The following is an 18486-nucleotide window of genomic DNA, read 5'->3' on the forward strand; positions in this document are numbered from 1 at the left end:
GCGAATGTCTATCCTGATCAACAAGAACACCAAGATCATCACCCAGGGCATCACCGGCAAGACCGGTCAGTTCCATACGGAAAAGTGCCAGGAGTATGCAAACGGCAAGGAATGCTTCGTTGCCGGCGTGAACCCGAAGAAGGCCGGCGAGTCGATCTTCAACATCCCCATCTACGCTTCGGTCAAGGAAGCCGCCGCTGAAACCGGCGCCACCGTGTCCGTCATCTACGTGCCGCCCGCCGGTGCCGCTGCCGCGATCTGGGAAGCTGTCGAAGCCGACCTCGATCTGGCCATCTGCATCACCGAAGGCATCCCCGTCCGCGACATGCTGATGGTGCGCAACAAGATGAAGGAAAAGGAAGCCAAGGGCGGCAAGAAGACCCTGCTGCTCGGCCCGAACTGCCCTGGCCTGATCACCCCGGACGAAGTGAAGATCGGCATCATGCCGGGTCACATCCACCGCAAGGGTCGCATCGGCGTCGTTTCCCGTTCCGGCACCCTGACCTACGAAGCCGTCGGTCAGCTGACCGAACTGGGCCTCGGCCAGTCTTCCGCCGTCGGTATCGGTGGTGACCCGATCAACGGTCTGAAGCACATCGACGTCATGAAGATGTTCAACGACGATCCGGATACCGACGCCGTCATCATGATCGGCGAAATCGGCGGTCCGGACGAAGCCGAAGCGGCCCAGTGGTGCAAGGCCAACATGAAGAAGCCGATCGTCGGCTTCATCGCCGGTGTTACCGCGCCGGCCGGCAAGCGCATGGGCCACGCTGGCGCCCTGATTTCCGGAGGTGCTGATACCGCTGATGCCAAGCTCGCCATCATGGAAGAGTGCGGCTTCAAGGTTACCAAGAACCCGTCGGAAATGGCCAAGCTGCTCAAGGCCATGCTGTAAACTTCGAGCCTTGCTCGACGAAGAAGGCGGGCCGCGTGCCCGCCTTTTTTACGTCCATCTTCCGGAGAACGAATCATGGCGATATTCCTGAGCGAAAACGACGTCAAGCAGGTGTTGACCGTGGACATGGCGATGGCCGGCGTCGAATCGGCGCATCGCGACCTGGCACTCGGCCAGGCGCTGGATACACCGCGCCAGCGCAGCCGTCTGCCGCAGACGGTGTTGCACATCCTCCAGGGCGCCCTGCCGGCACAGGGCGTGATCGGCTACAAGGCCTACACCAGCAATCGTTCCGGCAACCGTTTTCTGGTCCATCTGTTCGATGCCGGCAGCGGTGAGCTGAAAGCCGTGATCGAGGCCGATTACCTCGGCATGATGCGCACCGGCGCCGCCAGCGGCGTCGCCGCTCGCTGGCTGGCGCGCCCGGATGCGACGGTGGCCGGCGTTTTTGGCAGCGGCTGGCAGGCCGAAGGGCATGTGCGGGCGATCTGCGCCGCGTTGCCGCTGGAGTTGGTCAAGGTCTGGGCGCGCGATGCCGACAAACTGCGTGACTTCTGCGCGCGCCTGAGCGAGCAGACCGGGCGTCGCGTAGTGCCAGCCGCCGACGCCGAGGATGCCGTGCGCGAAGCCGACCTGCTCGGCACGGTGACCACGGCGGCGAAGCCGTTGTTCGACGGCGACTGGCTGCAGCCGGGAACGCACATCAACGCCGCCGGCTCGAACGCGCTGATCCGCCAGGAGCTTTCCGAGGCCGCCATACGCCGTTGCGGGCTGATCACGGTTGATGCCGTGCCGACAGCGCTGGCCGAAGCCGGCGACTTGCTGCCGTTGCTGGAAAAAGGCCGTCTGCAGGCGCGCCAGTTGGTCGAGCTGGGCGAAATCATCGTCGGTCGCCATCCTGGGCGCAGCGATGCCGAGCAGATCAGCCTGTTCGAATCGCAGGGCATGGCCATTCAGGATCTGGCTGTTGCCGTGCGCGTGCTGGCGGCGGCGAGCGAGCAGGGGCTGGGCCGGGAAATCCCGATGCAATGAGTCGCATGCAACGAAGGTTTGACCGCTTGCGCCGTACCGTCGACAATATGCTGTCTTGCTAAGGGAGAGGCTGGAGCGTGTATGAGGGGGGCGAATGAGTCTTCATGAAGTGCTCGACATCGCGTTGTGCAGTGACCCGGGTGTGGTCCGTTCGCACAACGAGGATGCGGTGTTCGCCGATGCCGATCTCGGCATCGCCATACTGGCCGATGGAATGGGGGGCTACAACGCCGGCGAGGTGGCCAGTGGCATGGCGACCAGCCTGTTGTCGACGGCGTTTTCGCGCTTGTTGCGCGATGCGCGCAACGAGGCAGAGTTACTGAGTTACCCGGAGCAACTGGTTAACGATGAAATTTGCGGCACCAATGCCGCGATCTTCCATGCCTCGCAAACCCAGGAAAAATACGCCGGCATGGGAACCACGCTGGTCTTTGCCTGGTTCCTCGATAATCGCGTCTATATCGCCCACGTTGGCGATTCGCGTGCCTACCGCTGGCGTGACGACAATCTGAGTTGTCTGACGCGTGATCATTCACTGCTTCAGGAACAGATCGACAGCGGCATGATCAGCCTCGATGAGGCGCGTTTTTCTCACAACCGCAACCTGGTTACCCGGGCGCTGGGCATCGAATCCGAGGTCGAGGTCGATATCGGTGTACATGATGTTTCCGAGGGCGATATCCTGCTGCTTTGTTCCGACGGTCTCAACGACATGCTCGATGATGAGCAGATCGCCGAAGTCATCGCGGTTCATGGGGAGAACCTGGCGCAGGCGGCCGAGCAACTGGTCGAGCGGGCCAATGACCACGGTGGCCGGGACAACGTCTCGGTGATTCTGGTCAGGGTGACGGGTGATTGTGCAGTACATTGCGGCTGGTGGCACAAGTTGCTGGCCAAACTGAAGTAATGGGGAATGAAAGATGGCGAAGCTGATCCTTTCCATGGATGGTCTGGTGCTCAAGGAAATCGTGCTGGACAAGGAGCGTCTGACGATCGGGCGCAAACCGCATAACGACATTCAGATCGACAATCTGGCCATTTCCGGCGAACACGCCGTGGTGGTTACCATCCTGGCCGATTCCTTCCTCGAGGACCTGAACAGCACCAACGGTACGCTGGTCAATGGCCAGCCGATCAAGAAGCATTTCCTGCGCGCCAACGATGTCATCGAACTGGGCAAGTACAAACTCAAGTACATGACCGACGCTGCTGCGGCCCAACCGGTGGAAGCGGACGTGCCTGTCAAACGAGCGCCGGCGGCCAGAGCGCCAGGGGAATTGCAGCTCGCACCGAGCGAGCAGGGCGTGCGTTCCAGCGTCGGCGTGAGCTCCCGGCCGACGGCAGTGCCGCCGGCGGCAATCCAGTTGCTGAACGGTCCGAATGCCGGCAAGGAACTCGCCCTGCAGAAGACTCTGACCACCATCGGCAAGCCCGGTACACAGGTCGCGGTGATCGCTCGGCGCCCGCATGGTTACTTCATCACCCATGTGGAAGGCGAGACTTTCCCGGTGGTCAATGGCGAGCAGCTCGATGCGCAGGCGCATCCGCTGGGCGATCACGATGTGATCGAAATTGCCGGCATCAAGATGGAATTTTTCCTGAAAGCCTGACATGGAACTGCGCGTGCTCGGCTGCAGTGGGGGAATCGGCGGGGCAGCGCAGCGAACCACCGCCTTGCTGCTCGATCGCGACATCCTGATCGATGCGGGCAGCGGCGTCGGCGATCTGTCGATGGATGCCCTGTGCCGGATTGATCACGTCTGCCTGACCCACGCCCACCTCGATCACATCGCTTTCCTGCCGCTGCTGGTCGATACCGTGGCCGGCATGCGGCAGACACCGTTGACGGTGCACGCGCCGGCGGATGTCATCGAAGCGCTGCAGCGGCATGTCTTCAACGGTACGATCTGGCCAGATTTTTCCCGTCTGCCAACGGCCGATGCGCCGTTCATGCGCTATCACGAACTCTCACCCGGGCAGGTCTTGCGCTTGGGTGATCGAAGCATTTTGCCCTTGCCGGTCGACCACTCGGTACCTGCCGTGGCCTATCGGATCGATTCCGGGCAGGCCAGCCTTGTCTTCTCCGGCGATACAGGGCCTTGCGATGCCTTCTGGCAGGCGGTCAACGCTATCGACAACCTGCGCATCCTGATCATCGAATGTGCTTTCCCGGATCGCGAACGTGATCTGGCCGTTCTTTCAAAACATTTTTGCCCGTCCATGCTGGCCGATGGGCTGGCAAAACTTGAACGAGCGTGCGATCTTTACATCACCCACCTGAAACCGGGGCAGGCCGAAGCCACCCTGGCCGAAGTCGAATCCTGTCTGGGTCATCTGGCGCCCCGCCGGCTGAGCAACGGACTGGTATTGACGTTTTGAGCGACGCAGGAGAAGCGGAATGCAAACCTTGAGTGACCTGTTTCATCGTCTCGAGCAGCTCAACGATATCGGCGTTTCACTTTCTGCCGAACGCGACATCCAGACCCTGCTGGAAAAAATCCTGCTCGCCGCCAAGGAAATCACCCGTGCCGATGGCGGCACCTTGTACCGTCTGTCTCCCGACGGACAACACCTGCAATTCAAGATCGTCCGTACCGACTCACTCGGCCTGGCGTTCGGCGGCGCCACCGGCAAACCGCTGACCGACAATTTTTCCGATCTGCCGCTGCATCATCCGGATGGCAGACCGAACGACAGCATGGTTGCCGCCCATGCCGCCTTGTCGGGACGGACCATCAACATTGCCGACGCCTATGAAGCCGAAGGCTTCGATTTCTCCGGGACGCGCCGTTTCGACGCCCACACCGGTTACCGCTCGCGCTCCTTCCTGACCGTGCCGATGAAGGATCATGCCGGAGAAATCATCGGCGTCCTGCAACTGATCAATGCCATCGATCCGGCCACCGGTAAAGTCGATATATTCACGCAAGCCGATCAGCAACTGGCCGAGTCGCTGGCTTCACAAGCTGCCATCGCGCTGACCAACCGGCAACTGGTCGAACAACTGGAAACCCTGTTCGAATCCTTCATCCAGGTCATCAACTTGGCCATCGACGAAAAATCACCGCACACCGGCGGACACTGCCAGCGCGTGCCGGAACTGACGATGATGCTGGCCGATGCCGTCGACGCCATCGACGACGGCCCGCTCGCCGATTTCAAGCTCAGTGACAAGGATCGCTACGAACTGCGCATCGCTGCGCTGATGCACGACTGCGGCAAGGTCACGACCCCGGTGCATGTCGTTGAAAAAGCCACCAAGCTGCAGACCATCTTCGACCGTATTGCGCTGGTCGATACGCGCTTCGAAGTCCTGCGCCGCGACGCCGAGATTCGTAAGCTGAAGTCAATCGTGACTGGAGCTGATAATGCCCAGGCCGAAGCCGAATACCAGGCTTTTTGCGCCCAGCTCGATGCTGATCGGGAATTCCTGCGCCAGGCCAACAAGGGGGCCGAACGGATGCGCGACGAGGACCTAGCACGCATCCAGCAGATCGCTAGCGACTATCACTGGCGCAACCCGGCCGGCGAGGAAGTGCCGCTACTCGATGCCGACGAACTCGACAATCTCAGCATCCGTGCCGGTACCCTGACGGCGGCGGAACGGGAAATCATCAATCACCACATCGTCGCCACCATCCGCATGCTGGAGCAGCTCCCCTGGCCCAAGCACCTGCAGAAAGTGCCCGAATACGCCGGCGGCCACCACGAACGCATGGATGGAAAGGGCTATCCGAAAGGCCTGAAGCGCGAAGAAATGAGCCTGCCAGCCCGGATGATGGGCATCGCCGACATCTTCGAAGCCCTGACCGCCAAGGACCGCCCCTACAAGCAACCGATGAAGCTCTCCGAAGCCATGAAGATCATGGAAAACTTCCGCAGTAACGGTCACATCGACCCGGACCTGTTTGACGCCTTCCTGCGGCAAGGGGTGCATCGCCGTTATGGGGAGACTTTTTTGGATCGGGGGCAGGTGGATTGTTGAATGCTGTTGGTCTCTTGGCCCGAAAATTGATTAATTAGTAGGTATTTAGGGGGGGGGGGATGGGGAGAATGCAAAGGGGCTTTTCACTGATCGAACTGATGGTTGTTGTGGCAATTATCGGAATTCTTGCAGCGATTGCTGTAACGCAATACCGCGCTTACATGATCCGTTCGGCAAATAATTCCTGCTTGATTGAGGCTAAGGGGCAGCTAAACAGTGCGCTTGCTGCTGCGGCGGCTCAGGATACAGGACTCCTGGCAGTCGCAACATGGGGGCGCTGTGATGTGCCTGCTGCCTGGCCTGCTACTTTGGCTGCAATAACTGCAGCAGTCAGCGCCAATAGCGTTGTTAATGTGACACCGCTGAACCCTGGCAATGCTGTGGTTGTATGCAATTTCGGTACGGGGCGCTGTCAGTAGTTTTATGGTGACGCACTTTGTGCGTCGGTTCTGACAAAAATTGTCACATGTTTGGTTTGGTTTGATGCATGTGTTGAATTTTTGTTGATTTTTAAGAATAATTTTATGTGCTGGCTCTGGCACGAAAACTGTTTTACTTTTCTCAGCGGTTTCCCGCCTATCCCAATAAAGGAGATTCAAATGCAAAAAGCTCAACAAGGTTTTACCCTGATCGAACTGATGATCGTCGTGGCGATCATCGGCATTCTGGCTGCTATTGCTGTGCCGCAGTATCGCGATTACACGATTCGCACTGCCAACAATTCTTGCATGATTGAAGCCAAGGGCATGATGAATGCGGCTGTTGCAGCCGCTTCTACCCAAGATGCCGCAATGTTGACGGCTGCGGCTTGGAGCCGTTGTGCAGTCCCGGCCGATTGGCCTACAACGCTTGCGACTATCACCGCAGCGGTTACCAACAATACCGTCGTTACCGTAACCCCGCAAGCTCCAGGAACGGGCACGATCGCCTGCAACTTTGGTGTTGGACGTTGTCAGTAAAACCTAGCAAATAGGATAAGTAGGGGGTAGGCCAAGTTTTCTAGTGCCCTTTCCCCTCCCAGAAGCTCGGTGGCTTAGCGGCCCCCGGGCTTTTTTATTTTCCGTGAACGCAACCGTTAGTGCCGATTCGGGGCAGCCTTCAGCCACGCTGCCAACAAATCTGGCACCTGCCCAATCAGCAGCTCATGCCGCCCGGCAACCCAGCCATGCGCTGCTGTCGCGGATTTCTGGCCGAGGGCTTCGTTGATCAGCAGTTCGGCGGTGACCTGGTCGTTGATCAGGCCCAGGGCTTCTTGCAGCTTGGCCAGGGTGTTGAGGTAGGTTTTCATGCCGCGGGTCGGTAGCAGCGGGGTCATGAATTCCATGGCGTAGCGCAGTTTCTTGAAGCGCAGGCGCATGATGTGGCGTTGTTCTGGGTCGAGCGTGTCGTACTGTTCGGCCATCTTGCGCACGCTGCGGGTGTGGGCGGCGATGCGCTCGTCGGCGAAGCGCTTCAGCGGGATGTCGATGGTGTCGGTAAGTGCATGCACGGCGGCGGTGAATTCGACCATCAGGCGCGGGTATTCCTTGAGCGCCAGCAGGTGCTTGATGGCGTGGCGGTCGGATTTGACGCGGCGTCTGGCTTCGTTGCGCAGGCGGCGCAGGTCGTGGTTGTGCGGGAAGGCGGCGTGGATCGGGGGCAGGGTCTCTTCGAGGAAGACGTCCCAGTTGCGGGCGTCGCCCAGGGCGCCGGCCAGGGTTTGCCAGCTACGGCCGTAGGCGGCGACAAAGTCTTCCGGCAGGGCTGGGGCGAACAACTTGATGGCTGAGCGCAGGCGCCGCAGGGCGACGCGGGCCTGGTGGATGAACTCGGCTTCGCCGCCGGCCAGCAGACCTTCCTCGTTGCGCTGGAAGTGCTCGAGACACCCGAGGGCGATGGTGCGGAAGGCGGCCACTGGCGTTTGCCGGGCGTTGATCGGCAGGGGCTTGGCGCGAAATGCCTGGCGCGGTTCGTCGAGATAGAGCCGGTAGCCGCGTTCGGCCTTGCTGGCGACGGCCGGGTGCAGGTTGATCTGCGCTTGTAGTTGCCGGGTCAGGGCAAAGATGTCTTCGATGCGGCCGGAGACCAGTTCCAGTTCGACTTCGCAGATCGCTTCTCGACGACCCCGAGCCGCGATATGGCCGCGATCGAGCGCCATTTCGATGAGCGATTCACCGCACGGCAGCAGCCATGCCTGGCGCCGGAAATCGGTGGTGAATGCCGGTTCCAGTCGGTCGCGGTGTTGTTCGAGGAAATGTCGCAGTTCAGCGGCGTCCACATGGGCGAAGTCGAAGACGCCGGGAACAGCCGCCGTCTCCCATTCGTTGCGCACCGCCAGTCCGCCGCTGGCGGGCTCGGCGGATTTGACCGTGAGCAGCCATTCCCAGCCTTTCTTGCGAAAGCGCATGGCGACGCGGCGGGCGCGCAGATCGAGTTCCGGCGTGTCGTAATAGGTGTTCAGCAGATGCTGCTTGCTGCTCGGCGTGCTGGTCAGCAGGGGATGGGCGAGCAGCTTGCGGACGGTTTTCGGGTCGAGGCGCAGCTTGAGTTCGATTTCAGTCGCCATGCGTTCACACCCTCGGCACGGCCGGGCCGGTGGCGCCGTCGAAGCCCAGTTCGGGCAGCATGTCGAGTTCGTCCTGGGTTTGCACGCCTTCGGCGATCACGGTCAGGCCGATGTTGTGGGCGATGCCGCACAGCCCCTTGAGGAAGGCCTGGTTGCCCGGCTGGCTGTCGATGGCGCGGATGAAGCTGCCGTCGACCTTGAGGTAATCCAGGCCGATATCGTGCAGGCGACCGATCTGGCTGAACTGGCGGCCGAAGTGCTCGATGCCGAGGCGGCAGCCGAGCGGGCGAATCAAGCCGGTGAAGGCGACGAATTCGTCAAAGTGCTGGAAGGCGCCAATTTCGGCAACTTCCAGCCAGAGCCGGGCGGCCAGTTCGCGGCGATGGCCGAGCATGGCGTGCAGGCGCTGGCGGAAGTCGGCGTCGTAGATCGATTCGCCGGAGAGGTTCACGGCCACGGCCGGGAGGCCGAGGGCCAGGCGTTCGAGCGCAAGGTTGACGGCGGCCAGGTCGAGCTCGCTGGTCATCGCCAGGCGGGAGGCGACCGGCATGAAGCTGCCGGCGGCCAGCCATTCGCCATCCTCGGCGGCTTGCAGGCGCAGCGGGCATTCCAGGTGGAGCAGGGTGCCGCTGCTGTTGGCGACGGGGAATTCGATCAGGCGCAGGCGCTGCGTCTCGATGGCGCATTCGAGCACCTTCCGCCAGTCGGCGTTGTTGTTCGCGCACTGGGCGTCGTCGCTGTTGGCGCAACGCCAGCCCAGATTGCCTTCGCCCTCGGCCGAGGCAATCGCGGCATCGACGCGGGAGAGCAGGCTGGCCAGGCTTTCGCCGTGGCGATAGACGCCGCTGCCGATATGGCCGACGCCCTCGCCGTCGATCAGGCCGGCGGCGACCAGGTCGCGCAGCAGGGCCAGCAACTGGTCGGCGATCGGTGCCGGGTTGTCGTTGCCGGGCAGCAGCAGGGCGAAGTCGGCACCGTTGAGACGGGCAGCAGCTGCGCCGGGCTGGGCGCTGGCATGGCTGGACAGATGGGCGCCGATCCGGCGCAGCAGTTCGTCGGCGCTGTCGCGGCCGAGGCGGCGATTGACGCCAGCCAGGTCGGCCAGACGCAGCATGACCAGGCTGCCGTTGGGCGGTGCGTCGTCGTCATTGAGTGCCGACGCCAGTTGGTTCATGAAATAGGAACGGTTGGCCAGCCCGGTCAGGCTGTCGAGGGTGGCTTCGCGGCGGACCTGTTCGAGGCGCGCGGCTTCTTCCTCGAACATGGCCTTGACCCGCGAGACCATGGCATTCATTGCGCTGGCCAGGCTTTTCAGTTCCGGGGTGGTGGGTTCGTCGATGCGGATGAAGCGACGTTCGCTGATCGCCTGTGCCTGGCCAACCACCGCGTCTAGCGGACGCTTGATGCGCAGCAGGATCTGCATGCCGATCAGCCCCATCAGCATACCGCCGCCGCCAAACCAGATGAGCAGCCGGAAGGCGCCGTTCCAAAGTTCGCCGTAGGCGAACTGGTTGTGGCTGACCAGCTCGACCGTGCCGAACTGGGTCCAGCCGTTGGTGACCTGCGCCGAGCCGGGGTGCGATTCGATCGGGAACAGGCTGATGAACCAGGCCGGCACGCCACCGGCGGACGGCGGGCTGGTCTTTTCTATCATCGGCTTGCCGTCGGGGTCGATCACCCTGACTTGGGCATACTGGCCGCTGTCGAAGACGGCGGCGACCTGCAGCTCGACGGTGATCGGGTCCTTGTCCAGTTGCGACATGGAGAGAGCCAGCGAAGCGGCGTTGTCGTTGTTCTTGATTGCCAGCTGCTGCTCAAGATAATCGCGGGCGGTCACCATGCTGACGATGAAGCTGCCGGCAAAGGCGATGATGGTGCTGGCGATGACGGCGAGCCAGAGTTGTCGGAACAGGGACATGGACATTTACCTCACTGAAAGCCTTCGGCGCGGGCACGGGCGAGCAGATCCTGCCAGCGGGAGAGGTTGCTCCTGCTGGTCTGGTTGCCGGTGCCTTGCCAGAGGCCTGCACTGTTGAAACTGAAAACCGGGGAAAGATCGTGCCGTTGCGATGCCGGCAGGATCTGCTTGTTCAGGTTGTCGAGAACCAGCGGATCGGCGTTGGGGCGCGGATAATAGGCGAGGACCATGTGCGCCTGCTGGATGCTGCCGCCGCCGGGCATGGCCTGGGTGGCACGGACGTACACCAGGCGCAGCTTGCTGACCGGGATGCCGAGTTCGAGCAGCGAGAAATACTTGGCGATGGAGAAATCCTCACAGTCGCCACGGCGTTGGGCCATGGTTTCGAGTGGCGTGGCCCAGTAATCGGTCTGGCCCCACAACGAGAAATCGTCGTCGAAGGCGATGCGCTGGTTGATGAAGTCGTTGACCCGCCGGACCTGTTCCTGCTCGCTGCCGCCGCGGGCACTGCCGAGCATGCGGCGCCAGTCCTCGAACAGCGCCAGCGGCTCCTGGCCGTGGCGGGCGAGCAGCGTGTCCCTGAGACGTTCGAAATCCAGTCCGAACGCTGATCCCAGCCCGATCCATGCGAGCAGCAGCAGGGTGATCAGGCCGGGACGTGCGCTGGACATGATGCCTTCCGGCTTATTCCGTCAGTGCCGGGTTGAGCGTGTAAGTCCCGGTCAGGCTGGCCTGGGCGAGAATGTGTCCGGCCATCGCGGCGCGGACTTCGGCGCCACCAAAACGGCCATCCAGCGGCAGGCGCTCGATATCGAGTGCATAGACGGTAAACACGTAGTGATGGACGATTTCGTCGTTCCACGGCGGGCAGGGGCCATCGTAGCCGTAGTAATCGCCGCTCATGTCGTGGTCGCCGGCAAACCACGCGGTGTAGTCGTTGATTCCCTGGCGGGCGCCGTGGGCGGCCGCGGGGCCGGATTTGCCCCGGGGCGTGACCTCGCTGCTGAACTCGCCTTCAGCGATGCTGCTGAGGCTGGCCGGCAGATCGACCAGTACCCAGTGGAAGAAATCGACGCGCGGCAGCGACGCTGGAACGGTTCGCCCTTCCTGATTGACGTCGTCGCCCTTGCTCGGCACGTCGGGGTCGTGACAGATGACGACGAAGGACTTGGCGCCTTCCGGAGCGCCCGACCAGGCCAGTTGCGGATTACGGTTGCTGCCCAGGCAGACATGCCGGGCGGGGTCCGGTGTGCAGAAGGAATAATCGCCCGGAATGCGCTGGCCATCGGCAAAGCTGTTGCTGCTCAGTTGCATGGTGAGTCTCCTGATTATTGTGCTGCCTGCCGTTTGAAATCGCGCAGGCGGAAACCGAGAAGCCATAGTGTAGCGAAATATGCGCTGGCGCCAAGCAGAACCAGCCAGCACAAACGCAGGATACGCTCGCCGACCGAACTGGCGAACCAGCTATCTGCCGATCCGCTGGCAAACCACAGGGCGACGCCCATGACAGCCATGGCGCAGGACAATTTCATGAAGAATAACAGCCAGCCGGCTTCCGGTGCGTAAATGCTGGCCCGCCGCAGGCCTCGATAGAGCAGGCCGGCATTCAGGCAGGCGGCCAGACCGATCGACAGTGCCAGTCCGGCGTGCGCGATCCAGCCGACGAAGGCCAGGTTCATGGCCTGGGTGGCGGCCAGCGAAATCAGGGCAATCTGGACCGGGGTGCGGATGTTCTGCCGAGCGTAGAAACCCGGTGCCAGCACCTTGACCAGGATCAGCCCGGTCAGGCCGACCGAATAGGCTATCAGCGCCTGGCGGGTCTGCCAGACGTCGTTGGCGGTGAAGGCGCCGTGGAAGAACAGGGTCGAGATCAGCGGCACGGCCAGGATCGCCAGCGCCAGCGCGGCCGGCGCGGCGAGCAGGAAGGTCAGGCGCAGTCCCCAGTCGAGCAGGCGCGAGTATTCGACGAAATCCTGCCGGGCATGGCAGCGCGACAGCGATGGCAGGAGAATGGTGCCGAGGGCGGCGCCGAGCAGGCCGGAAGGAAATTCCATCAGCCGGTCGGCGTAATACAGCCAGGACACGCTGCCGGTTTGCAGGAAGGAGGCGAAGATGGTGTTGATCAGCAGACTGATCTGCGACACCGAGACCCCGAGCAGGGCCGGCAGCATCAAGGTGCTGATCCGTCTGACGCCGGGATCGGCCCAGGCGGCCCGCCAGTTGATCGACGGCCGCGGCAGCATGGAAATGCGGCGCAAGGCCGGAATCTGAATCAGCAGTTGCAGGAAGCCGCCGAAGAACACCGCCCAGGCCAGCGCCATCACCGGCGGTTCGAAGTAGGGCGCAGCAAACAGTGCCATGCCGATGAAGGAGAGGTTGAGCAGCACCGGGGTGAATGCCGGCAGGGCAAAACGGCTCCAGGTGTTCAGGATGCCGCCGGCGAGCGCGACCAGCGACATGAACAGGATGTAGGGGAAAGTCACCCGGGTCAGCGCTACCGTCAGTTCGAATTTCCCGACGTCGTCGGCGAAGCCCGGCGCCGACAGCCAGACCAGCAGCGGTGCTGCGGCTACGCCGATGGCGGTGATGACGAACAGGGCCATCGACAGCAGGCTGGCGACATGATCGACCAGTGTACGCGTGTCTTCCGGCGAACGCTGATTCTTGTATTCGCCGAGGATGGGCACGAAGGCCTGGGAGAATGCGCCTTCGGCAAACATCCGGCGCAACAGGTTGGGCAACTTGAAGGCCACGAAAAAGGCATCGGTTTCCGCGCCGGCGCCAAAGGTCCGGGCGATGACGAAATCCCGGACAAAACCGAGGATACGGGAGAGCAGGGTCATGCCGCTGACCGTCGCCAGCGCGCGCAGCAAATTCATTTGTCGCAGCCTTGTTGCCTGAAGCCAGGGGGAAAAGCTATAATTCTACGCTGTGCTGCTCGTTGGGTGGCCTGTGCCGTTGTAGCTCAGTTGGTAGAGCAACTGATTCGTAATCAGTAGGTCGAGTGTTCGATTCACTTCAACGGCACCAAAGAATTCAAGGGGTTACGGTCAGTCCGTACCCCTTTTTTACTTTTCCTGTGCTCCGTTCGGCGCGAAAAAAGCCCACCAGGCACCGCCGATGGCAACGATCAGGGGCAATTCGAACAGGAAAGGGTAGTGCCAGGCCAGGGTGCCGGTTGCAGCAAGCGCGACCAGGTAGATCAGTTTGCGCACGCTGCCTCCTGTGGCTTTCTCCGCGCTTCCGGCCTCAACCCCGGCATTCCGGATGCAGAACGATACGGTTGCGGCCCGCGTGTTTGGCTTCGTACAGACTGTGGTCGGCGGCTTGCAGCAATTGTTCTGCTGTCTGCTCGGCGACTGGATGGGTGCTGGCGACGCCGATACTGCAGGAAACGAAGCTGTCCACGCCGTGTTTGTGGGGAATCCGCAGTTCGCTGGTTGACGCGCGCATGCGTTCGGCAACCGCGAGCGCACCGGCGGCGGCGGTGCCGGGCAGGATGGCGGCAAACTCCTCGCCGCCGTAGCGGGCGACGCTGTCCTCGACCCGGAACAGCGATTCGTTGAGCGCCGAGGCGACGGCCTTGAGGCATTGGTCACCGGCCTGGTGGCCGTAGGCGTCGTTGAATTGCTTGAAATAATCGATGTCGATCAGCAGCAGGCTGAGCGGTGCGCCGGCGCGCTGGCAGCGCTTCCATTCGGTGGTCAGCGTGTCGTCGAAGTAACGCCGGTTGGGAATGCAGGTGAGGCCGTCAAGGGTGGCAATCTGCTTGAGTCGGCGGTGGGCGGCGTGAATGTCGCGCTGCATGCCGACGATGCGCAGCATGGCCCGGACCTTGGCCAGCAGGATGATCTCGGAGACCGGTTTGTGCAGGAAGTCGTCGCCGCCGGCAATGATGCCCTGGGCGAGCATGTCTTCATCCATGACCGAGGACAGGAAGATGACCGGCGTCCACAGGTTCAGGTCGCTTTCCGTGCTCAGTTGTTCGCGGTTGCGTATTCTGCGGACCAGGCTGATGCCGTCGGTGTCGCGCAGGTTCATGTCGATCAGGATCAGGTCCGGTCGGATGCTGGCGATGAGTTCCACTGCAGATTGGCCGTCAGCAGCGAGAGAGACGCTGGCGTCGTCGAGCTGGGACAGGCATTCGCCGATCAGCTGGCGATTGGCACTGGAACTATCGACGACGAGTAGTTGGTACTTTCCGGCAGGCATCGCGTCCGGGCGAAAAATGATGTGGGCAAATCATAGCATCTGCATCGCACTTGCGGATTTGGCTGGCGTTGCCGGGAGGGTTAATATGCTGCTTCAGTCCATACGCTACCGTTTGGTTTGGGCTGTCGAATAATTACAGGAGAAAGCATATGCAACTGAAAAATAAGGTGTTTGTGGTTACCGGTGGTGGCTCAGGTCTGGGTGCAGCGACGGCGCGCGGTCTGCTCGAAGCGGAGGCGCGGGTGGTCCTGGTTGATGTCAATCGTGACGCCGGCGAGGCCTTGGCCAGCGAGTTGGGTGAGAACGCGATCTTTGTCGAGACCGATGTCACCAGCGAAGCTTCGGCACAGAATGCCATTGCTGCCGCCCTGTCGCGTTTCGGTGCCGTTCACGGCCTGGTCAATTGCGCCGGTGTGGCCCCGGCTGAGAAGGTGCTGGGCAAGGAAGGCCCGCATCGTCTGGACAGCTTTGCCCGGGTCATCAACATCAACCTGGTCGGCACCTTCAACATGCTTCGCCTCGCGGCCGAGGCCATGATGAAGAACGAGCCGGATGCCGGCGGTGAGCGCGGGGTGATCGTCAACACGGCTTCGGTGGCCGCTTTCGAGGGGCAACTCGGGCAGGCCGCCTATTCCGCTTCCAAGGGCGGGATCGTGGCACTGACCCTGCCGGTGGCCCGCGAGCTCGCGCGCAGCGGTATCCGTTGCCTGACCATCGCGCCGGGGATCATGGAAACACCGATGCTGCTCGGCATGCCGCCCGAAGTCCAGGAGTCGCTGAACAAGATGGTGCCGTTCCCCACGCGCATGGGCAAACCGGCCGAATACGCGGCGCTGGTCCGGCATATCGCGGAAAACGCCTACCTGAACGGCGAAGTCATTCGTCTGGACGGCGCAATCCGGATGGGGACCAAATAATCTATACTTGGCGTCCATCCTGACCCGCAAAGGCACTCCGGTGCCTTTTTTGTTGCATGTCACAAGCCTCCTGTTATCACTGCGGTCTGCCCATTCCGGATGATGTCGATCTACCGGTTGTCATCAACGGCGAAACGAAGGCGATGTGTTGTTACGGTTGCCAGGCGGTGGCCCAGTCAATCGTGGACAACGGCCTGGCCGATTATTACCGGAGTCGCGACGCGTTGCCCGAGTCGCCGCGAGAAGCCATGCCGGCGATCCTGGAGCAGATGGCGCTCTACGATCACGCCGAATTCCAGAAGAGTTTCGTCAAGGCGCTTGGCGAGAACGACAGGGAAGCCTCGCTACTGCTTGAAGGCATCACTTGCGCCGCCTGCATCTGGCTCAACGAACAGCACATCGGTAAATTGCCCGGCGTGATCGCCGTGGACATCAATTACGCCTCGCGGCGGGCGCGGGTCCGCTGGGACGAGTCGCGCATCAAGCTGTCCGACATCCTGCGGGCGGTCGCCGCCATCGGCTATCGCGCCTATCCCTACGACGCGGCGAAGAACGAGGAAATTTCCCGCAACGAGCGGCGTGGCGCGATGTGGCGTCTGTGGGTCGCCGGTTTCGGCATGATGCAGGTGATGATGTACGCCTACCCGGTGTATATCGCCGACGGCGACATGAGCGCCGACATCGAGAGCCTGATGCGCTGGGCCAGCCTGATCCTGACCATCCCGGTCGTTTTCTACTCGTCGGCGCCATTCTTCCGCAACGCCTGGCGCGACCTCAAGCTCAAGCGCGTCGGCATGGACGTGCCGGTGGCCCTGGGCGTCGGGCTGGCGTTTGCCGCCAGTTGCTGGGCCACCTTCATTCAGGGAGGCGAAGTCTATTTCGACTCGGTGACGATGTTCGTCTTCTTCCTGCTCGGCGGTCGTTACCTCGAAATGACTGCCCGCCAGAAGGCCTTGAGCGTGACCGAGGCGCTGACCAAGCTGCTGCCGGCCTTTGCCCAGAAGATTGTGAACTTCCCCGCCGACCGCGAAGCGACGCAAGTGGTCGTGGCCGATCTACGGGTCGGCGACCATGTGCTGGTCCGTCCCGGAGACATTGTTCCGGCTGACGGACATGTGGTCGAAGGGATCAGTTGCGCCAACGAAGCGCTGCTTACCGGGGAAAGCCTGCCGGTGCCCAAACAGCCCGGCGATCCGGTGACCGGTGGGTCGGTCAATGCCGAAAGCCCGCTGGTCGTTCGCGTCGATCAGGTGGGCGAGGGAACCCGGCTGTCGGCAATCATCGACCTGATGGAGCGGGCTTCGCTGGAAAAACCGCGCATCGTCGAAATCGCCGACCGGATTGCCACCTATTTCGTGGCGGCGCTGCTGGTGGTGGCGATCCTGACCGCGTTTGGCTGGTACCTGGTCGAGCCCTCGCGTGCGCTGTGGATCACCGTTTCTGTGCTGGTGGTGACCTGTCCCTGTGCGCTGGCACTGGCGACCCCGATCGCTCTGACTGTGGCCGCCGGTTCACTGGCCCGCGACGGCCTGCTGGTGACGCGCGGTCACGCCATTGAAACCCTGGCGCGGGCGACACATTTCGTTTTCGACAAGACGGGAACGCTGACCACCGGGCAGATGCACCTGCAGGACATTCTGGTTCTCGGCGAAATGTCCCGGGAGGATAGTCTGAATCTGGCAGCTGCGCTGGAACAGGCTTCCGAACATCCCCTGGCCATGGCCTTGCGCCATGCTGCGCCCGGCGATGCGCGCTGGCAGGCGACGGATTCGATCAGTGAGCCGGGGCAGGGGATCGAAGCGGTGATTGACGGCCGGCGTTATCGTATCGGTCGGCCGGCGTATGCGCTGGCAATCAGCGATGCTGCCCTGCCAGCAGTGGCAACGGATTGGCTGGAAAGCGGCGATACCGTGGTCCTGCTGGCCGATACACAAGGGCCGCTGGCCTTGTTCCGCATCGGCGACCAGTTACGCCCCGAGGCGCGCAAGCTGGTCGGGGATCTGCGTCGGGGCGGCCGTCAGGTCGTCCTGCTCACCGGCGACGCGCCGGCGGTTGCGGCTCGCGTGGCGGCCGAACTGGGGATCGACGACGTGCGTGCTGGCATGACGCCGGCCGGCAAGCATGCCGCCGTGACGGAATTGCAGTCGGCCGGGGCCATCGTGGCCATGGTTGGCGACGGGGTCAACGACGCGCCGGTGCTGGCGCAGGCCCAGGTCTCGGTGGCCATGGGCAGTGGTGCGCAACTGGCGCGGACGCAGTCCGATTTCGTGCTGCTTTCGGAAAATCTCGGGCATCTGCACAAGGGGCTTGGCCGAGCCGGTTTCGCGCTGGTCGTCATCCGGCAGAACCTGTGGTGGTCGTTTGCCTACAACATTGTTGCGCTGCCGGCCGCCATTGCCGGTTACGTGACCCCGTGGATGGCCGGCATCGGCATGTCCCTGAGTTCCTTGCTGGTGGTGGTCAACTCGCTGCGCATCCAGCGCCTGGAGAACGATTGATGGAAAGTGTCTATTTGCTGGTGCCGATCTCGGTCCTGCTGGTCTTTGGTATCGCGGCGGCCTTCTGGTGGTCGGTCAAGAGTGGGCAGTTCGACGATCTCGAAGGGCCGGCGTTCAAGGTGTTGATGGACGACGATGAGGCGGCGCAGGGGAAAGTGGCCGAGCAGGAAAAGAAAAAGGACGACAAAAAAGACGAAATTTGACCTGCGTCAACACCAGGGAGGCTCGCGACTGTCAATATCCTCGGCGATGCAAGTCGAACGGCTTGCGAAATTTCTCTGTTGGGGTTGGGGTGCGTTGCGACGCACCCTTTTTTTGTTCACTTGTCGCTGATTTGCGATGTTTGGCAATACCAGTCGATTATCTGAAATTGCTGGTTTTTTTGTCGCTTCCGTGACTGGTGATGTCCGGGAAAAAGCTTGCTGGGCGTAGGAAAATCACCCATGGTCAAGCCAGATAGTCAGTAGCTTGATCTAGGTCA

At 62.0% G+C, this 18486-nt stretch carries 18 protein-coding genes and 1 tRNA gene; 12 read left to right on the top strand and 7 right to left on the bottom strand.

Annotated elements, in window-relative coordinates:
* Positions 1-4: 4 nt before the first annotated feature.
* The 8 genes from sucD (at position 5) to G471_RS19560 (ending at position 6874) form a co-directional block, all read left to right on the top strand.
* The gene (sucD, locus tag G471_RS0105470) at positions 5-898 is read left to right on the top strand and encodes a succinate--CoA ligase subunit alpha (protein ID WP_028994454.1); all 894 of its coding nucleotides are present in this window, start codon (positions 5-7) and stop codon (positions 896-898) included.
* Positions 899-973: 75 nt separating this feature from the next.
* Positions 974-1930 carry an ornithine cyclodeaminase family protein gene (locus tag G471_RS0105475; protein ID WP_028994455.1) on the top strand — a complete coding sequence of 319 codons (957 nt, stop codon included), beginning with the start codon at positions 974-976 and terminating at the stop codon, positions 1928-1930.
* A gap of 94 nt (positions 1931-2024) precedes the next feature.
* Positions 2025-2837 (top strand): Stp1/IreP family PP2C-type Ser/Thr phosphatase, encoded by an 813-nt coding sequence (locus tag G471_RS0105480; protein ID WP_051295298.1) that lies wholly within the window; start codon positions 2025-2027, stop codon positions 2835-2837.
* A gap of 13 nt (positions 2838-2850) precedes the next feature.
* Positions 2851-3540 (top strand): FHA domain-containing protein, encoded by a 690-nt coding sequence (locus G471_RS0105485; RefSeq protein ID WP_028994457.1) that lies wholly within the window; start codon positions 2851-2853, stop codon positions 3538-3540.
* Position 3541: 1 nt separating this feature from the next.
* On the top strand, positions 3542-4309 hold the full coding sequence (locus G471_RS0105490; RefSeq protein WP_028994458.1) for a 3',5'-cyclic-nucleotide phosphodiesterase: 768 nt from the start codon (positions 3542-3544) through the stop codon (positions 4307-4309).
* A gap of 19 nt (positions 4310-4328) precedes the next feature.
* A complete protein-coding gene (locus tag G471_RS0105495; RefSeq protein WP_028994459.1) occupies positions 4329-5915 on the top strand; it encodes an HD family phosphohydrolase in 1587 nt (528 codons plus the stop codon).
* A gap of 68 nt (positions 5916-5983) precedes the next feature.
* Positions 5984-6334, top strand: a complete 351-nt coding sequence (locus tag G471_RS19555) for a prepilin-type N-terminal cleavage/methylation domain-containing protein (RefSeq protein ID WP_281170382.1) — start codon at positions 5984-5986, stop codon at positions 6332-6334.
* Between the two features lie 180 nt (positions 6335-6514).
* Positions 6515-6874: a prepilin-type N-terminal cleavage/methylation domain-containing protein gene (locus G471_RS19560; protein ID WP_081700145.1), complete on the top strand. Its 360-nt coding sequence runs from the start codon at positions 6515-6517 to the stop codon at positions 6872-6874.
* A 116-nt stretch (positions 6875-6990) separates the two neighbouring features.
* Here G471_RS19560 and G471_RS16785 read toward each other — a convergent pair whose 3' ends face one another.
* From G471_RS16785 to murJ, 5 genes are read right to left on the bottom strand one after another with little or no spacing between them, the layout of a single operon-like run.
* Positions 6991-8460, bottom strand: a complete 1470-nt coding sequence (locus G471_RS16785) for a CYTH and CHAD domain-containing protein (protein WP_051295299.1) — start codon at positions 8458-8460, stop codon at positions 6991-6993.
* Positions 8461-8464: 4 nt separating this feature from the next.
* Complete coding sequence (locus tag G471_RS0105515) at positions 8465-10378, bottom strand: bifunctional diguanylate cyclase/phosphodiesterase (RefSeq protein ID WP_028994461.1); 1914 nt, start codon at positions 10376-10378, stop codon at positions 8465-8467.
* 11 nt (positions 10379-10389) lie between these two features.
* Positions 10390-11049 (bottom strand): transglutaminase-like cysteine peptidase, encoded by a 660-nt coding sequence (locus G471_RS0105520; protein WP_028994462.1) that lies wholly within the window; start codon positions 11047-11049, stop codon positions 10390-10392.
* A gap of 13 nt (positions 11050-11062) precedes the next feature.
* Positions 11063-11692, bottom strand: a complete 630-nt coding sequence (locus tag G471_RS0105525) for a YbhB/YbcL family Raf kinase inhibitor-like protein (protein WP_028994463.1) — start codon at positions 11690-11692, stop codon at positions 11063-11065.
* A 14-nt stretch (positions 11693-11706) separates the two neighbouring features.
* Positions 11707-13257: a murein biosynthesis integral membrane protein MurJ gene (gene murJ, locus G471_RS0105530; protein WP_028994464.1), complete on the bottom strand. Its 1551-nt coding sequence runs from the start codon at positions 13255-13257 to the stop codon at positions 11707-11709.
* Positions 13258-13332: 75 nt separating this feature from the next.
* Between murJ and G471_RS0105535 the strand changes: the two genes are divergently transcribed.
* Positions 13333-13408, top strand: a tRNA-Thr gene (locus tag G471_RS0105535).
* A gap of 38 nt (positions 13409-13446) precedes the next feature.
* Here the strand turns inward: G471_RS0105535 and G471_RS19030 are convergent.
* Both G471_RS19030 and G471_RS0105545 read right to left on the bottom strand, forming a co-directional pair.
* Positions 13447-13593, bottom strand: a complete 147-nt coding sequence (locus G471_RS19030) for a hypothetical protein (RefSeq protein ID WP_157272450.1) — start codon at positions 13591-13593, stop codon at positions 13447-13449.
* A 34-nt stretch (positions 13594-13627) separates the two neighbouring features.
* Positions 13628-14590, bottom strand: coding sequence for a diguanylate cyclase (locus G471_RS0105545; protein ID WP_028994465.1), 963 nt, complete (start codon positions 14588-14590; stop codon positions 13628-13630).
* Positions 14591-14739: 149 nt separating this feature from the next.
* Between G471_RS0105545 and G471_RS0105550 the strand changes: the two genes are divergently transcribed.
* From G471_RS0105550 to ccoS, 3 genes are read left to right on the top strand one after another with little or no spacing between them, the layout of a single operon-like run.
* The gene (locus tag G471_RS0105550) at positions 14740-15507 is read left to right on the top strand and encodes a 3-hydroxyacyl-CoA dehydrogenase (RefSeq protein ID WP_028994466.1); all 768 of its coding nucleotides are present in this window, start codon (positions 14740-14742) and stop codon (positions 15505-15507) included.
* 56 nt (positions 15508-15563) lie between these two features.
* Positions 15564-18005 carry a heavy metal translocating P-type ATPase gene (locus G471_RS0105555; protein WP_028994467.1) on the top strand — a complete coding sequence of 814 codons (2442 nt, stop codon included), beginning with the start codon at positions 15564-15566 and terminating at the stop codon, positions 18003-18005.
* Complete coding sequence (gene ccoS, locus G471_RS0105560) at positions 18005-18208, top strand: cbb3-type cytochrome oxidase assembly protein CcoS (protein WP_028994468.1); 204 nt, start codon at positions 18005-18007, stop codon at positions 18206-18208. Before G471_RS0105555 ends, ccoS begins: the two co-directional genes overlap by 1 nt.
* The last annotated feature ends 278 nt before the right edge of the window (positions 18209-18486 follow it).

It is taken from the genome of Azonexus hydrophilus DSM 23864, assembly GCF_000429605.1.
Lineage (GTDB): Bacteria > Pseudomonadota > Gammaproteobacteria > Burkholderiales > Rhodocyclaceae > Azonexus > Azonexus hydrophilus.

Coding starts and splice junctions, on each gene's coding strand:
- G471_RS0105495 (WP_028994459.1), top strand. CDS start 4,329: ATGCAAACCTTGAGTGACCTGTTTCATCGTCTCGAGCAGCTCAACGAT.
- G471_RS0105545 (WP_028994465.1), bottom strand. CDS start 14,590: ATGCCTGCCGGAAAGTACCAACTACTCGTCGTCGATAGTTCCAGTGCC.
- murJ (WP_028994464.1), bottom strand. CDS start 13,257: ATGAATTTGCTGCGCGCGCTGGCGACGGTCAGCGGCATGACCCTGCTC.
- G471_RS0105550 (WP_028994466.1), top strand. CDS start 14,740: ATGCAACTGAAAAATAAGGTGTTTGTGGTTACCGGTGGTGGCTCAGGT.
- G471_RS19560 (WP_081700145.1), top strand. CDS start 6,515: ATGCAAAAAGCTCAACAAGGTTTTACCCTGATCGAACTGATGATCGTC.
- G471_RS0105515 (WP_028994461.1), bottom strand. CDS start 10,378: ATGTCCCTGTTCCGACAACTCTGGCTCGCCGTCATCGCCAGCACCATC.
- ccoS (WP_028994468.1), top strand. CDS start 18,005: ATGGAAAGTGTCTATTTGCTGGTGCCGATCTCGGTCCTGCTGGTCTTT.
- sucD (WP_028994454.1), top strand. CDS start 5: ATGTCTATCCTGATCAACAAGAACACCAAGATCATCACCCAGGGCATC.
- G471_RS0105490 (WP_028994458.1), top strand. CDS start 3,542: ATGGAACTGCGCGTGCTCGGCTGCAGTGGGGGAATCGGCGGGGCAGCG.
- G471_RS16785 (WP_051295299.1), bottom strand. CDS start 8,460: ATGGCGACTGAAATCGAACTCAAGCTGCGCCTCGACCCGAAAACCGTC.
- G471_RS0105525 (WP_028994463.1), bottom strand. CDS start 11,692: ATGCAACTGAGCAGCAACAGCTTTGCCGATGGCCAGCGCATTCCGGGC.
- G471_RS0105485 (WP_028994457.1), top strand. CDS start 2,851: ATGGCGAAGCTGATCCTTTCCATGGATGGTCTGGTGCTCAAGGAAATC.
- G471_RS0105480 (WP_051295298.1), top strand. CDS start 2,025: ATGAGTCTTCATGAAGTGCTCGACATCGCGTTGTGCAGTGACCCGGGT.
- G471_RS0105555 (WP_028994467.1), top strand. CDS start 15,564: ATGTCACAAGCCTCCTGTTATCACTGCGGTCTGCCCATTCCGGATGAT.
- G471_RS0105475 (WP_028994455.1), top strand. CDS start 974: ATGGCGATATTCCTGAGCGAAAACGACGTCAAGCAGGTGTTGACCGTG.
- G471_RS0105520 (WP_028994462.1), bottom strand. CDS start 11,049: ATGTCCAGCGCACGTCCCGGCCTGATCACCCTGCTGCTGCTCGCATGG.
- G471_RS19555 (WP_281170382.1), top strand. CDS start 5,984: ATGCAAAGGGGCTTTTCACTGATCGAACTGATGGTTGTTGTGGCAATT.